At 36.8% G+C, this 14,259-nt stretch carries 11 protein-coding genes; 9 read left to right on the top strand and 2 right to left on the bottom strand.

The annotated features are described in order from the left end of the window. Positions 1-256 precede the first annotated feature (256 nt). A complete protein-coding gene (locus CXF71_RS07270) occupies positions 257-799 on the top strand; it encodes a hypothetical protein (RefSeq protein ID WP_101232281.1) in 543 nt (180 codons plus the stop codon). Positions 800-1,141: 342 nt separating this feature from the next. Here the strand turns inward: CXF71_RS07270 and CXF71_RS07275 are convergent, their stop codons facing one another. Next, positions 1,142-2,269, bottom strand: a complete 1,128-nt coding sequence (locus tag CXF71_RS07275; protein WP_101232282.1) for a PilT/PilU family type 4a pilus ATPase — start codon at positions 2,267-2,269, stop codon at positions 1,142-1,144. Positions 2,270-2,331: 62 nt separating this feature from the next. After that, positions 2,332-3,375: a type IV pilus twitching motility protein PilT gene (locus CXF71_RS07280; protein ID WP_101232283.1), complete on the bottom strand. Its 1,044-nt coding sequence runs from the start codon at positions 3,373-3,375 to the stop codon at positions 2,332-2,334. A gap of 135 nt (positions 3,376-3,510) precedes the next feature. Between CXF71_RS07280 and CXF71_RS07285 the strand changes: the two genes are divergently transcribed. From CXF71_RS07285 to CXF71_RS07320, 8 genes are all read left to right on the top strand, one after another. After that, the gene (locus CXF71_RS07285; RefSeq protein ID WP_101232284.1) at positions 3,511-4,230 is read left to right on the top strand and encodes a YggS family pyridoxal phosphate-dependent enzyme; all 720 of its coding nucleotides are present in this window, start codon (positions 3,511-3,513) and stop codon (positions 4,228-4,230) included. Between the two features lie 19 nt (positions 4,231-4,249). Beyond that, a complete protein-coding gene (proC, locus tag CXF71_RS07290) occupies positions 4,250-5,074 on the top strand; it encodes a pyrroline-5-carboxylate reductase (RefSeq protein WP_101232285.1) in 825 nt (274 codons plus the stop codon). 40 nt (positions 5,075-5,114) lie between these two features. Then, a complete protein-coding gene (locus tag CXF71_RS07295; protein WP_101232286.1) occupies positions 5,115-5,660 on the top strand; it encodes a YggT family protein in 546 nt (181 codons plus the stop codon). A 113-nt stretch (positions 5,661-5,773) separates the two neighbouring features. Continuing rightward, a complete protein-coding gene (locus CXF71_RS07300; RefSeq protein WP_101232287.1) occupies positions 5,774-6,214 on the top strand; it encodes a DUF4426 domain-containing protein in 441 nt (146 codons plus the stop codon). Positions 6,215-6,359: 145 nt separating this feature from the next. Next, positions 6,360-6,971, top strand: a complete 612-nt coding sequence (rdgB, locus tag CXF71_RS07305; protein ID WP_101232288.1) for an RdgB/HAM1 family non-canonical purine NTP pyrophosphatase — start codon at positions 6,360-6,362, stop codon at positions 6,969-6,971. A 21-nt stretch (positions 6,972-6,992) separates the two neighbouring features. Further along, on the top strand, positions 6,993-8,159 hold the full coding sequence (gene hemW, locus CXF71_RS07310) for a radical SAM family heme chaperone HemW (RefSeq protein WP_101232289.1): 1,167 nt from the start codon (positions 6,993-6,995) through the stop codon (positions 8,157-8,159). Beyond that, the gene (tadA, locus tag CXF71_RS07315; protein ID WP_101232290.1) at positions 8,156-8,704 is read left to right on the top strand and encodes a tRNA adenosine(34) deaminase TadA; all 549 of its coding nucleotides are present in this window, start codon (positions 8,156-8,158) and stop codon (positions 8,702-8,704) included. The genes hemW and tadA overlap by 4 nt, the downstream gene beginning before the upstream one ends. Before the next feature lie 179 nt (positions 8,705-8,883). After that, positions 8,884-14,082, top strand: a complete 5,199-nt coding sequence (locus CXF71_RS07320) for a response regulator (RefSeq protein ID WP_101232291.1) — start codon at positions 8,884-8,886, stop codon at positions 14,080-14,082. Positions 14,083-14,259 lie beyond the last annotated feature (177 nt).

Below are 14,259 nucleotides of genomic sequence, written 5' to 3' on the forward strand. Positions count from 1 at the left end.
TTAGTTTAAATAGTTTAAATATAGAAAGTCATGACATGATTTTAAGCTATTTAACTGACAAAAACATAACTGATTTAACTATGATATGCCGAAAAACTCACCTTAACTGCATGTTGCGTATTGTATTTTGTCTTATTTTGTTGCGCTTTATTCTTTAAATTTTACCCATAGCTAAACTAGGAAAAAGAGAGAAAACTCTGTACCATCACTCATACAAGTTTTACCTTAAAATTTTACGTCAGGCTGATATAGTTTTATGCAATCATATACAAAATATACCCTTATCCTTTCCAGCATATTGTTGGCCAGTTGTGTTAATCAAAACACAAAAATTGCCGATAACATTATGCCCACCACTAACCCATGTACTAAGCTAGAATTACTTAAAAGTGCATATTACGATGATTTCAGTCAATTAAAAGAAATCAAAGTAACTGGCCGAGTAAGTAATATGTGGAAAGCTAAATATCAACTTTTTGGTGAACACTGCCAAGTATTTTCATGGGGTGGAAAACAGAATACCTATTCTTGCAGTCTAGTGGCGCCAAATGAGGAAACTGCTCAAAAATATTACCAAAGTGCTAAAAGAATTACCCAAGAGTGTTTAGGTGAAGAATGGCAGTTTGAAGAGAGTAATAGAGCGCATGATGATGGTTTAAAAACAAGCTTTACTAATGATAATGCTAAACCGAGTGAGAAAGTCACCTTTTCAACACACTTAGTACCCACCTCGGGATTGTTTTCGACAACTTGGACGATTTTCTATTATGTTGGTAATATTTCACAACCAAAACAATAAACCACTCGTTGAAAAGCATCTTGATGGCTTAAATTTTTAGCTTGGTAAGTTAACTAACCTGAACTCTGTTTAATAGATAGTTAAGCTTATGAATTATATTACGTAAATGATTCAAATCTGTCGAGCTTGATATTTTTCTTAATTCGAGGAAAATTTACGCGTCAATAGCTGACCTATTGCAAGTGTATTTAACAAAGAAGTTAGTAAAATAGTTACTAGAGAAATATTTATTAAGCACAGTTCAGCTTAACCATTATTGAGTTAAATTTATCTGTAAAAAAGCTGATAGTAATTTACACAAAAGTCACTATCAGCTTTAATTATTTACCAAGCATAGTCTTGTTAATTCTCGTCTGGGTCAAAACCATCTAAAGTCACACCAGATAAACCACCGGTACCGCCTTGCTCATTACTGCGTAATTTAATCATTAAGCGTAAATCATTTGGCGAATCTGCATGATGTAAGGCATCAGCATAAGTAATCATACCATTTTGATAGTGGTTGAATAATGCTTGATCGAACGTTTGCATACCCAATTCTTTTGATTTTTCCATCACCTCTTTAATACCACCAATGTCACCTTTTTTGATGAGTTCACTGATATAGGGAGAGTTGAGTAAAACTTCGATAGCTGCTATTCGGCTATGACCATCTTTTGTCGGTACAAGTTGCTGAGCAATAATACCGCGTAAATTTAACGCTAAATCAAATAACAATTTTCCATGCTGGTCCGCAGGTACTAAATGCATAATACGGTCAATCGCTTGGTTCGCATTGTTCGCATGCAACGTAGCAATACATAAATGCCCTGTTTCTGCAAAACTAAGTGCATGCTCCATTATTTCTTGGTTTCGAATTTCTCCAATTAATATTACATCTGGTGCCTGACGTAATGAACTTTGCAGTGCCGCATCAAAGGATACTGTATCTAAGCCAACTTCACGTTGAGTAATCATACTTTTACCGTGCTCATGAACAAATTCTACCGGATCTTCAATGGTGAGAATATGGCCGTGGGAATTACGATTACGATAACCGATCAATGATGCCATTGATGTCGATTTACCGGTACCTGTACCACCAACAAAAAGCACTAAACCACGTTTAGACATGACTACTTCTTTTAGAATTGGTGGTAAACCGAGATCATCAACATCGGGGATTTCAGTGACGATTCGACGAACAACCATACCCGCCATGTCTCGTTGCCAAAAAGCAGAAACACGAAATCGACCAATTTCATCAATTTCAATAGCAAAATTACATTCTTTTTCTGTCTCAAATTGCTTCTTTTGCTTATCATTCATGGCGTCATACACCAATGCTAAAGATTGTTCTGCCGTTAAGACCACATCATCTATAGGTTGTAATTCACCATTAATTTTTGCACTCACTGGTAACTTAGCCGTAACGAACATATCAGAGGCGTCTTTTTTTACCATTCTTTCTAATAATTCATGAAGATTCATTTACTGTCCTCTATACCATTCAGTTCTACATTCAAAAAAACGCTTTCTTAAAAACCCGACTATTAAAATCCTGAAAATTGGTTCTTATCAGTCGCTTTTTCCATCGCATGTTGTTTAGTGATCATGCCTCGGTTAACAAGCCCCTGTAAACATTGATCCATAGTTTGCATGCCATGTTGCATACCCGTTTGAATAGCAGAGTACATTTGAGCAATTTTATCTTCACGAATAAGGTTTCGAATAGCAGGAACACCAATCATAATTTCATGGGCTGCCACACGACCACCACCCACTTTTTTAATTAAGCATTGTGATATTACTGCGCGAAGTGACTCTGACAGCATTGAACGAACCATTGATTTTTCTTCGCCTGGAAAGACATCAATAATACGGTCAATAGTTTTTGGTGCAGACGTTGTATGCAAGGTACCAAAGACTAAATGGCCTGTTTCTGCTGCTGTCATAGCTAAACGGATAGTTTCTAAATCTCGCATTTCGCCGACTAAGATAACATCGGGATCTTCACGCAATGCTGAACGTAGTGCCGCTGAAAAGCTTAACGTATCACGGTGCACTTCCCTTTGGTTAATAAGGCATTTTTTGTTTTCATGCACAAATTCTATTGGATCTTCAATGGTTAAAATGTGATCGTTTTTATTATCATTAATATAATCAACCATTGCTGCTAGCGTGGTTGATTTCCCTGAGCCTGTTGGTCCAGTAACTAACACCAAACCACGTGGTGTATCAGATATTTGACGAAAAATATCAGGACAGCCTAAATCATCAAGTGAAAGAATTTTACTTGGAATGGTACGAAATACCGCAGCTGGGCCTCGGTTTTGATTAAATGCATTCACCCTGAAACGTGCTAAATTAGGTACCTCAAAGGAGAAATCGACTTCTAAATTTTCTTCATACTCTTTACGTTGACGATCATTCATAATGTCATACACTAACGCATTGACATCTTTGGCATCAAACGCCGGAATATTAAGTTTACGTACATCACCATCAACACGAATGGCTGGCGGTGTACCTGTCGATAAATGTAAATCTGATGCGTCATGTTGCACACTAAATGCAAGTAATTCGGTAATATCCATAAAAGCCTCTTTTTATAGGGCGATAAAAATAATAATCATATTATCTTTTATCGGTAATTATTTAATAGGTTATAATTTAATAGGTTATACTAACCAGAAAATAAGATAAGTTAAAACAGTTCACTATAATTCCACATGATAAACATTAAAGAAAATATTGATAAAATTAAAGCGCAAATTCAGCAAGCTTGCCAACAAAGTGGCAGATTAATTCCCCTTGCTGAATTATCAAAGCACTCATTGCCTGTATCACTACTCGCTGTCAGTAAAACTAAGCCTGCTGCACTCATTGAACAGGCTCATTTAGCTGGTCAAAATGATTTTGGTGAAAATTACCTGCAAGAAGCCGTAGAAAAAATAGCTGAGCTAGCACATTTACCTGAGTTAATTTGGCACTTTATTGGTCCTATTCAATCAAATAAAACTAAACAAATTGCAAGTAACTTCTCTTGGGTTCACAGTGTGGATAGAGAAAAAGTTGCACTGCGTTTAAATCAACATATTGAAGATGATAATTGCCACAATACTCCGCTAAACATCTGTTTACAAGTGAATATTAGTAATGAAGATTCAAAATCAGGGGTAAGTATTGAGCAGGTTTTTTCTCTCGCTAAAATTGTTGATAATTGTGATAAACTCACCTTACGAGGTTTAATGGCTGTTCCCGAAAAAAATGCCCCTAAAGACTGTTATGAAAAAATGCAGCAGCTATTTAATCAGCTTAAAAAACAATACCCCAGCGTTGATACCCTCTCTCTTGGCATGTCTAATGATTTAGATAACGCTATAGCCCACGGTTCAACTATGGTGAGAATTGGCACCGCCATTTTTGGTGCCAGAGAAAATAAAATTTAATCGTTTAGGAACATCTCTTATGAATAAAATAGCCTTTATAGGTGCCGGAAATATGGCACGCGCCATAATCATTGGTTTAGTAAATTCGGGTATTACTCCACAAAATATTATCGTCGCAAACCCTTCTGAAGCGAAGAGGCTCAGCCTAGCTAAAGAATTTGGCGTTTTACAAACCAATGATAATATCAAAGCCAGTGAGTTCGCCGATATTATTGTGCTTTGTGTGAAGCCACACTTTATTACAGATGTTTGTCAGCAAATAAGCCAGACTGTTAATATTACAGGAAAATTATTTATCTCTGTTGCAGCAGGTACAACGGTTGAACAAATTCAATCGGCTTTAGCAAAAGATAATACAACAAACCTTACTCCTGTTGTACGTGTCATGCCTAATACACCTTCTCAACTCGGTTTAGGCATGAGCGGTCTATATGCTTCGAATGAAGTGAGTACAGAACAAAAAAGCAGCGCAGAAAAAATCACTAATGCTGTGGGTAAAAGTATTTGGCTAGACACTGAAGATAAGATTAATAATATTATTGCGGTTGCAGGCTCTGCCCCAGCTTATTATTTCTTATTCATGGAAGCCATGGAAAAACATGCTATACAATTAGGTTTTACCCCAGCAGAAAGTCGTATGTTAGTGCAACAAACAGCGCTTGGGTCTACGCAAATGGTTGCGCATAATACAAATGACGATATCAGTACTTTGCGTGCTAATGTGACCTCCAAGGGTGGCACAACACATGCAGCAATAGAGCGATTTAAAGATGATGGCATAGACGAATTAGTTAAAAATGCTATGAACGCAGCCATTGCTCGTGCTGAAGAAATGGCTAAATAACACCTTTTTATTGTAATTCAAATTAACTAGAGGAAAACCAATGGAAGCACTTATTTATTTGCTTAGATTCGCCTTCGACGCCTTGTTAATGATTTTAATCATGCGTGTCTGGCTACAATGGGTTAAGGCCGATTTTTATAATCCATTGAGCCAATTTATTGTCAAGGTAAGTAATCCGCTAGTCATACCACTGCGCCGAATTATTCCTGGTCTAGGTGGTATAGATCTAGCTACGATTCTCATTGCCTATGTGGTAGCAACATTGAAGTTTGTTACTTTAGCCGCTTTATCTGGCGAAAGCTTAGGTTTGTTAGCTTTTTACATTGGTTTATTAGTGTTATTAAAGCAAGCAGGATTTTTACTGTTTGTTCTGATGATTATTATGGCCATTATGAGTTGGGTTGTTCAAGGCTATAATGCAACGTTAATGGTACTTAGCCAATTAACTGAACCTTTCTTAAATCCTATCCGCAAAATAATTCCAAATATGGGTGGTTTAGATTTATCCATGCTATTAGCATTCTTGGCGATGAATGTGATTAATATTTTACTTTCAAGTTCATTGCCTTATTGGGCTGCTTTGTAAAAAAATACACCCGGTATATTTTTGAGCTTAGCTTATATTTTGTTAGGTCTGTTCTATAATGAAGAAATGATATAGAACAGTTTAAAATCCTGTGTACTTTTCTGGAGATTTACATGAAAACTTCAATCATAAAACTACTTATTGCCTTTAGTCTTAGTTTGTTTGTTATGACCAACGTTAGCGCTGAGAACATGAAAAAACTAGGTACAATGAATGTACATTACATGGCTATCGGTTCTACATTTTTTACACCTGAAATTGCTAAGGTCTACGGTATTACGCGTAGTCGTTACAATGGTTTAATCAATATTTCAGTATTAGATAATAGCCAAAAAGGTACCCCTGCCAAAACAGTTAGCATTACCGGTAAAGCCAAAAACAATCTAGGGCAATTTAAAGATTTAGACTTCAAAGAAGTCAAAGAAGGTACTGCTATTTATTACCTTGCTCAAGTTAACTATAGCAATGAAGAAACACTTCATTTTGATATTATGATTAATGATGGTAAAGAAAAGCAACAATTGAAATTTTCACAAATCTTCTATGTTGATTAGTTCGTCGGTGATTTTCGCTTACTATTGAAGAGTCTTAACAGGCTCTTTTTTTTAGTGTTAAATTTAGCGAAATATAGCTATTTAGGATAGAATACCGCGATTATAGCCCCATCAATAAAACTCAAAAAAGCCACAGGTAACTCTCATGTCAAAAGTTGTATTAGCGACAGGAAATCAAGGTAAAGTTAAAGAATTAGCCCACTTACTGGCTGAGCAATCAATAGAAATAGTACCGCAAAGTGAGTTTGATGTGCCTGAAGTGGCCGAAACAGGCACTACTTTTGTAGAAAATGCCATTATAAAAGCCCGTCATGCGGCAAAAATCACTGGCTTACCAGCTATTGCGGATGACTCTGGCTTAGAAGTAGATGCGCTTAATGGTGCGCCAGGTGTCTACTCCGCTAGGTACGCGGCAGATATAACTCAAGGTCAAGTAACCGATGATGACAATACCAATAAGTTACTGGTAGCGTTAGCTAATATCCCTGATGAGCAAAGAACGGCTCGCTTTCACTGTGTTTTGGTCTATATGAAACATGAAAATGATCCAACACCACTTATTTGTCACGGTGTATGGGAAGGCTCTATCTCTAGAAGTAAGCAAGGTGAACAAGGGTTTGGCTATGATCCTGTTTTTTGGCAAAACGATTTACAAATGTCTTCTGCACAGCTATCACGAGAAGTGAAGAACAAGCTAAGTCACCGTGGTCAAGCATTAGCTAAGTTGGTTGAAAAACTCGCTATTACTACATCATAAAATGAATCTGAGCCCTTACTTATGTTAGAACTGTTAGAAAACCAACCGCTTTCACTATATATTCATATTCCATGGTGTGTTGAAAAGTGCCCTTATTGTGACTTTAACTCACATGCCGTTAAAAGTGCTATTCCAGAGCAAGATTATGTCACAGCCTTGATTGCCGACTTGGACGCGGATATAGAGCGTTTTGGCTTAACCAATCGAGCTTTACACACCATATTCATTGGTGGTGGAACACCGAGTTTATTTTCTGCTGCGTCTATTAAAAGTTTACTAAAGCAGGTACTCAGTCGTTTTGATCATAAAGCAGATATTGAAATCACTTTAGAGGCAAACCCCGGTACTGTTGAAGCTGATAAATTCATAGGTTTTTTCGATGCCGGTGTGAACAGGCTTTCTATCGGTGTACAAAGTTTTTCCTCTGATAAATTAATTAAATTGGGTCGGATCCATGATAGTAACCAAGCCAAAATAGCAGCGAAATTAGCAACAGAAAGTGGTGTGACGAGTTTTAATTTAGATCTAATGCATGGTTTGCCTAATCAATCATTAGATAATGCCCTTGATGATCTAAAAATGGCTATCAGCCTCAACCCTAATCATATCTCTTGGTATCAATTAACTATTGAGCCAAATACCATTTTCCACTCTAAACCACCTAAGTTACCGGTAGATGATATTTTATGGGAGATTCAAGACCAGGGCGTAAAATTACTCAATGAAGCAGGTTATCAGCAATATGAAATTTCTGCCTATGCTAAATCCGGCTATCAATGTCAGCATAATTTGAATTATTGGCAATATGGTGATTACCTTGGTATTGGTTGTGGTGCCCATGGAAAAATCACCGATAGTCGAACACAAAAGATAATGCGTACCATTAAAGTAAAGCACCCTAATGGCTATTTAGATCAAAGCCGTGATTTCTTAGACCAATTATCTGAAGTTGATAAAAGTGAGCGCCCTTTTGAATTCATGATGAATCAGCTAAGACTGCACAGAACTTTTAGTATTGGACAGTTTCAAACAAGTACGGGTCTTAATATAAGCTCGGTATTACCCTTGCTAAAAAAAGCTCAACAAAGAAAGTTGATGGTTTGTGAAGTGATAGATAATGAAGAGCACTGGCTAGTAACTCAAACAGGACAACGATATTTAAACGACTTGCTGGAAATATTTTTATGATAGAGCCATCCTCAGCAAGTGCCCCCTCTCCTCTAAGCATTGAACAGCAAGAGCAACTTGATTTAATTTTCATGCAAAGAGCTTTTGAACTAGCACAACAAGCTGAGCAACATGATGAGATCCCTGTTGGTGCGGTAGTAGTGCACCAAGGAAAAATCATTGGTGAGGGTTTTAATCAGTCAATCATGCTTAATGATCCCTCAAGTCATGCTGAGATGAATGCCATCAGACAAGCAGGAGAGTTTCTTAATAATTATCGATTACTTGACTGCACTCTATACGTAACACTCGAACCCTGCCCTATGTGTGCGGGTCTGCTAGTACATAGCCGAATAAAGCGCTTAGTTTATGCCTGTAGCGACCTTAAAACAGGTGCTGCTGGCAGTGCTTTTAATCTAGTGAATAGTCCACTGTTGAATCATCAGATAAACGTCCAGTCAAACATCATGCAAGATGATTGTAGTCAGCTACTTTCCACTTTCTTTAAACGACGTAGAAAAGAAAAAAAGCAAGCCAAACAAGCGGCTAATAACACCTCTATTTAATAACCAATATAGTCTCCTGACATTGGGATTAGAAATAGCAGCAGATTGATGGCGAATATTGAGCCTTGTGCTAACTTATAAGTGTCACGCGTATTTAATCTTATCGATTATTCAGGCTTTATAGCTGATGAATAATATATAATTTTTCAATCCTGTATCTAGCTCATGGAAAGAACCCTATGCCGGCTAACTTAGCTAGTAATCCAGAACAATCGTCTATTCAAGAATCTCCTCAAATTACTATTCCTGAACCAATTTTTGATCAAAATAAAAAAAACGTTCTTTTAATAGTCTTAATGCTGTGTTTGATACCCAGTATTCTCAACCTTGTAGGCGTCGATTTTTCCTCATCGGTGATTAAACTTGAGAGTAGCCAACCGATTGATGTTAGCAATGTATATGATAACCTTGCAGGAACACTTCAGCATACTCTCCTAGAGTGGTCTGCTGTAATACTCGCCATACTCACCTTTATTCTAGCACTAATGCATTATCGCATTTATAACGACATTGCTATTCCTATTATGGGGATGACTCTTCTTTGTTCCGGCTTTGTTGATGCATTTCATATACTAGCAGCAACTCGAATTATTACCGCTGAAGTGGCCAATACTGACTTCATAGCCTTTACTTGGGCTTTATCCCGTATTTTTAATGCCTTTATTATGGTTATTGGTACTTTAATTTGCTTCGTTCTATATGCTAAGAAGCGTCAAATGAGTACGACCGAATTTCAAAATAATGATTTAAATAATAAAATTAAAAAAAATGAGCAGCGAGTATTATTACTAATAGCTATTTGTTTTTTTACACTAGTTTTTCTATCAATCTTTATTGCAATAAATAGTACTAGCTTTCCACAAACTCAATTTACACAAGCTTTTATCACCCGACCTTATGATGTACTGCCACTCGGGCTTTTTATTTTTGCCTCCAGCTTATTTATTAATTTATATAAGCAATACCCGACACGAGCAAAATATGGTCTATTGCTCAGCTTAATACCTGCAATCGCCACCCAACTTCATATGGGCTTTGGCTCAGCAGCATTGTTTGATAATCATTTCAACATAGCTCATAGTTTGAAAATACTCGCTTATGGCTGTGCATTTTCAGGTGTATTAGTTGATTTGAGTCATTCAAGGCTAGACGGCATGAGCCAGAGCGAAAATATCAGTACAGGATCAACCTCACGCAACAAACAAGAACCCGATGAAGCACTTCATAGTAAATTATTAACGGTTGGTCACGCTAAGCACTCCATTAGTATGCAAATACCCATTGCTGCTTTTATTTTAGTCTTAAGTGTTACCAGTCTAGTAAGCTTTTTGTTCTATTTTGAAACAGAACGTTTATTAACTCAACAAATAAGTAATGAGGTAGCTATTGAAAGCAATTTAGTTGAGCCGATGATCGAGCAACTTTATAGCCAAGCTCATTCTGATATATTATTTCTTAGTCGCACACCTCCAATTCAAGGCATGTTAAAGTCAGCAGGCAATGGTGATATTCATAACTATACGTTATGGAAAGATCGCATGGAGCAAATTTTTAGCCAATTCCTTATTAATAAGGCATTTTATTATCAGATCCGTTTCATTGGCGTTGCCAATAATGGCCAAGAACTTATCAGTGTTCGTAACGACAACTACAGCGTAATCATTCCTAGTTATCGTTTACAACAAAAGTCTTCAAGGCCTTACTTCAAGGCAACGCTTGATAAAGATCCTGGACAAGTATATTTTTCAAAAATAGAGCTTGCTAAAAATCACGGTAAAATTGAACAGCCACACAAACCCGTGTTGAGAGTTGCCACGCCCGTATACGATCCGGTTACAGGCAATAGATTTGGATTAATTATTATTAATTTGAACTTTGGTGAGTTTATCGCGCAATTAAAAACAAGGGAGATGAGTCAACTCTCATTTTATTTGGCAAATAAATCCGGCGATTTTTTATCACATCCTGATAATGATAAAGTTTTTGGTTTTGACCTTCAGCAGCGTTATTTAATTCAAGAAGAGTTCCCCACGTTAACACCAATTGTCAGTAAACAAATAAAAGAACATAGCCTTGGTAAAGTGTCCATTAATGACAATCAGTACTTGGGCCATTATCAACAGGTAAAATTAACTCATTTCGATAGCCTCCATCAATTGAACTTATTAGTACTTAAAAATACCACCAAAATGGAACAGACTCTAGCTGCCTATAGAATACGTAGCTTATTACTTGGCAGTACTTTAGCTTTAGTTGCTCTAGCAATAGCTATCATTGCGGCCAGACGTATTGCTAATCCACTGCAACAAATTACACTCAGTTTAGAGAACTATGAGACATCTAATCAACTAGGTGAGCTGCCGATCCAAAGCAGTACTGAAATTGGAGTGTTAGCCCGTAGCTTTAATAATTTATTTGCACAAATGCAGTTCTCATTGCGAGAACAACAACATTCTGCACTACTTGAAAAACAAAGCTCTGACCAAATAAATGCCATATTCTCAAGTGCTGCTGAAGGTTTTATCACGATAAATGAGCGTGGAAGTATTATTTCTTTCAATCAAGCAGCCCAAAAAATGTTTGGTTACAGTGAAGAAGAGACGCTCAATAAAAATATTAATATGTTAATGCCGTTCAATGAGAGCGCCAAACATGATGCCTATCTGAGTAACTATAAGAATACCGGTATTGCCAGCATTATGGGCGTTGGCAGAAAACTACAAGCGCAAAAAAAATCAGGCGAAGAATTTCCCATTCACTTATCCATATCGAAAGTAAGCAGTGAACAAGGAGTTGTTTTTACCGGGATTGTTCGTGATATTTCAAAAGAAGAGTTACTTGAGTTAGCACAAGAAAAAAATCAACGCGCATTAATGGAGGTCAATGAACGCATAAGCTTAGCTACGGATGCGGCAAGTATCGGTATTTGGCAATATGAAATAGCCAATGACAAGCTAACTTGGGATAAGTGGATGCATAAAATTTATGCCACATCACCACAAGACTTTACTGGCAATATTAACTATTGGCAGCAGACAGTTCATCCTGAGGATGTTGAATCAGCGATCCAAGCAGTAAACAACGCCATAGAAAGGAAGTCTAGTTTAGACAGTGAGTTTAGGATAATTACTCCTACAGGTACTATAAAACACATAAAAGCCATGGCTTTAGTGAAACTAGATGGTCAGGGTAATGCGGTACAAATTACAGGCGTTAACTTTGATATAACTGAACGAATAGTTGTTGAGCAAGAACATATTGCAGCCAAAGAATTAGCAGAGGATACTGCTCGACATAAAGCTGAATTTCTTGCCAGTATGAGTCATGAAATTCGTACACCAATGAATGGTATTCTGGGCATGTTAGGCTTATTACTTAGAAATGACTTAAGTGAAGAACAAATGCATAGAGTCGAATTGGCTAACTCAAGTGCAGAAGCGTTACTTTATTTGATCAATGACATTCTGGATTTTTCTAAGATCGAGGCAGGAAAACTTGACTTAGAAGTGATAGATTTTGACTTAAGAAAACTCTTTGGGGAGTTTAGTGAGTCACTTGCGTTAAAGAGCCAAGAAAAAAATATTGAGATTATTTTAGACAACAGAGGCATCCAACAAAGTCATGTAAAAGGTGATCCTGGACGTATCAGGCAAATTCTGAACAATTTAACCGGTAATGCGATTAAATTCACCGAGCAAGGTGAAATTGTTATCACGGCAACATTAATGGAAAAAAATGAACAGTTAAGCTTAGAATGCAGTGTAATCGACACCGGAATTGGCATCCCGAGAGATAAAATCCCTTTTTTATTTCAATCATTTACACAGGTAGACGCCTCTACAACGAGAAAGTATGGCGGTACGGGTTTAGGACTCGCGATTTGTAAGCAGTTATGTCAGTTAATGCAGGGAGATATAAAGGTTACCAGTATTTTAGGGAAAGGCTCTACTTTTTCATTTACTATTAACTTAGCCAAAAGTACTAAAGCACATATTGTCTTACCCAATGTAGACATTAATAATGTACCTATGTTAATCGTTGATGACAATGCGACCAATAGAGAAGTATTAAAAGCTCAATTACAGCATTGGGGCGCCATCGTATATGAGGCTGATTGTGGTTTAACTGCCTTATCAGTACTTGAAAATAATGTTTTAGACCCGCAACAAGACAATATCGTAATGGCATTTTTTGATATGCATATGCCACATATGGATGGTTCTGAACTGGCTAGAAATGTCAAAAACAATGTACTATTAAAAGATATAAAATTAGTGATGATGACCTCTATGGCAGCTCGTGGAGATGCTAGCTACTTTATGAGTTTAGGCTTTGCTGCTTATTTTCCTAAACCAGCCATAACAAAAGATTTATTTAAGACGTTAAGTTTGTGTTTATCCGATAAAGACTCTTTATCACAAGATTTACCCTTGATAACTCACCACTATTTGAAAGAAGTTGAACCTGAAGACATGAACAATAAAAATTTCAGCCAGTGCCGATTATTGCTAGTAGAAGACAATCGTATTAATCAAGAAGTAGCTCGCCATATTCTCGCTGAATTTAACATAATCCCTGATGTTGCTGTTAATGGCTTAGAAGCATTAGCACTACTTCAATCAACAATGGGACAAGCTACAAAAGGTAAAACGAATTACGATATAATTTTAATGGATTGCCAAATGCCTGAAATGGATGGTTATCAAGCAACCAAAGCCATTCGAAATGGAGAGGCTGGAGAAGATAATAAAGCGATCACCATTATAGCAATGACGGCCAATGCGATGAAAGGTGATAAAGAGAAGTGCTTAGCCTCAGGCATGACCGATTATTTAAGTAAACCTATCGATCCCGTAAGCATTAAAGAAAAACTATCTCAGTACTTTGAACTTTCGATTGAAAATGAATTGAGCATTACCCCCTCTAGCCCTCCGTTAGAAATACAAAGTGCGATTGAAGTATCTGAAGTAGTAACAACTTCAGAGGTTATGACTGTTGACGATAAAGAAGCCGGCTCAGAAAAAGAACAACAGGTTATATGGCAAAGGGAGGAATTTAGTAAACGTTTAAATAACAATGAAATAATTCAGCAAAAACTTATTGAATTATTTTTAGAAGAAACGCCTAAACAACTTAATGAATTAGCCAACAGCATCGAACAAGGAAATAACACGCAACAACACGAAATTAGCCATAAAATTCAAGGTATGTCAGCAAACTTAAGTGCTAAAGCGTTATTGCAGCAAACCAAAGACTTTAATCAATATGTAAAGGAGTCAGATCCAGTTCAAGATAAAGTAGAGCGTTTATTCCAAGCAATGGAGTTAAGTTATCAAGTGCTTGAACAAGAATTAAAACATAGCCTCAGTAATAAATAGCCAGCAGCTAACTATAAACAACTGAATATTAATGACTTTAAGGTACTCAAATAAAGGAATGATTTATCTTGGCTGCTATTAACTTTTTAGCTTAAATTTGATATACCCAGCACATTAAGGTATTAATAGAGTCGTAACGACAGCAAAACAATAATAATAAAAAAACAGCTAAGGTTT

It is taken from the genome of Colwellia sp. 12G3 (genome assembly GCF_002836775.1).
GTDB lineage: Bacteria > Pseudomonadota > Gammaproteobacteria > Enterobacterales > Alteromonadaceae > Colwellia.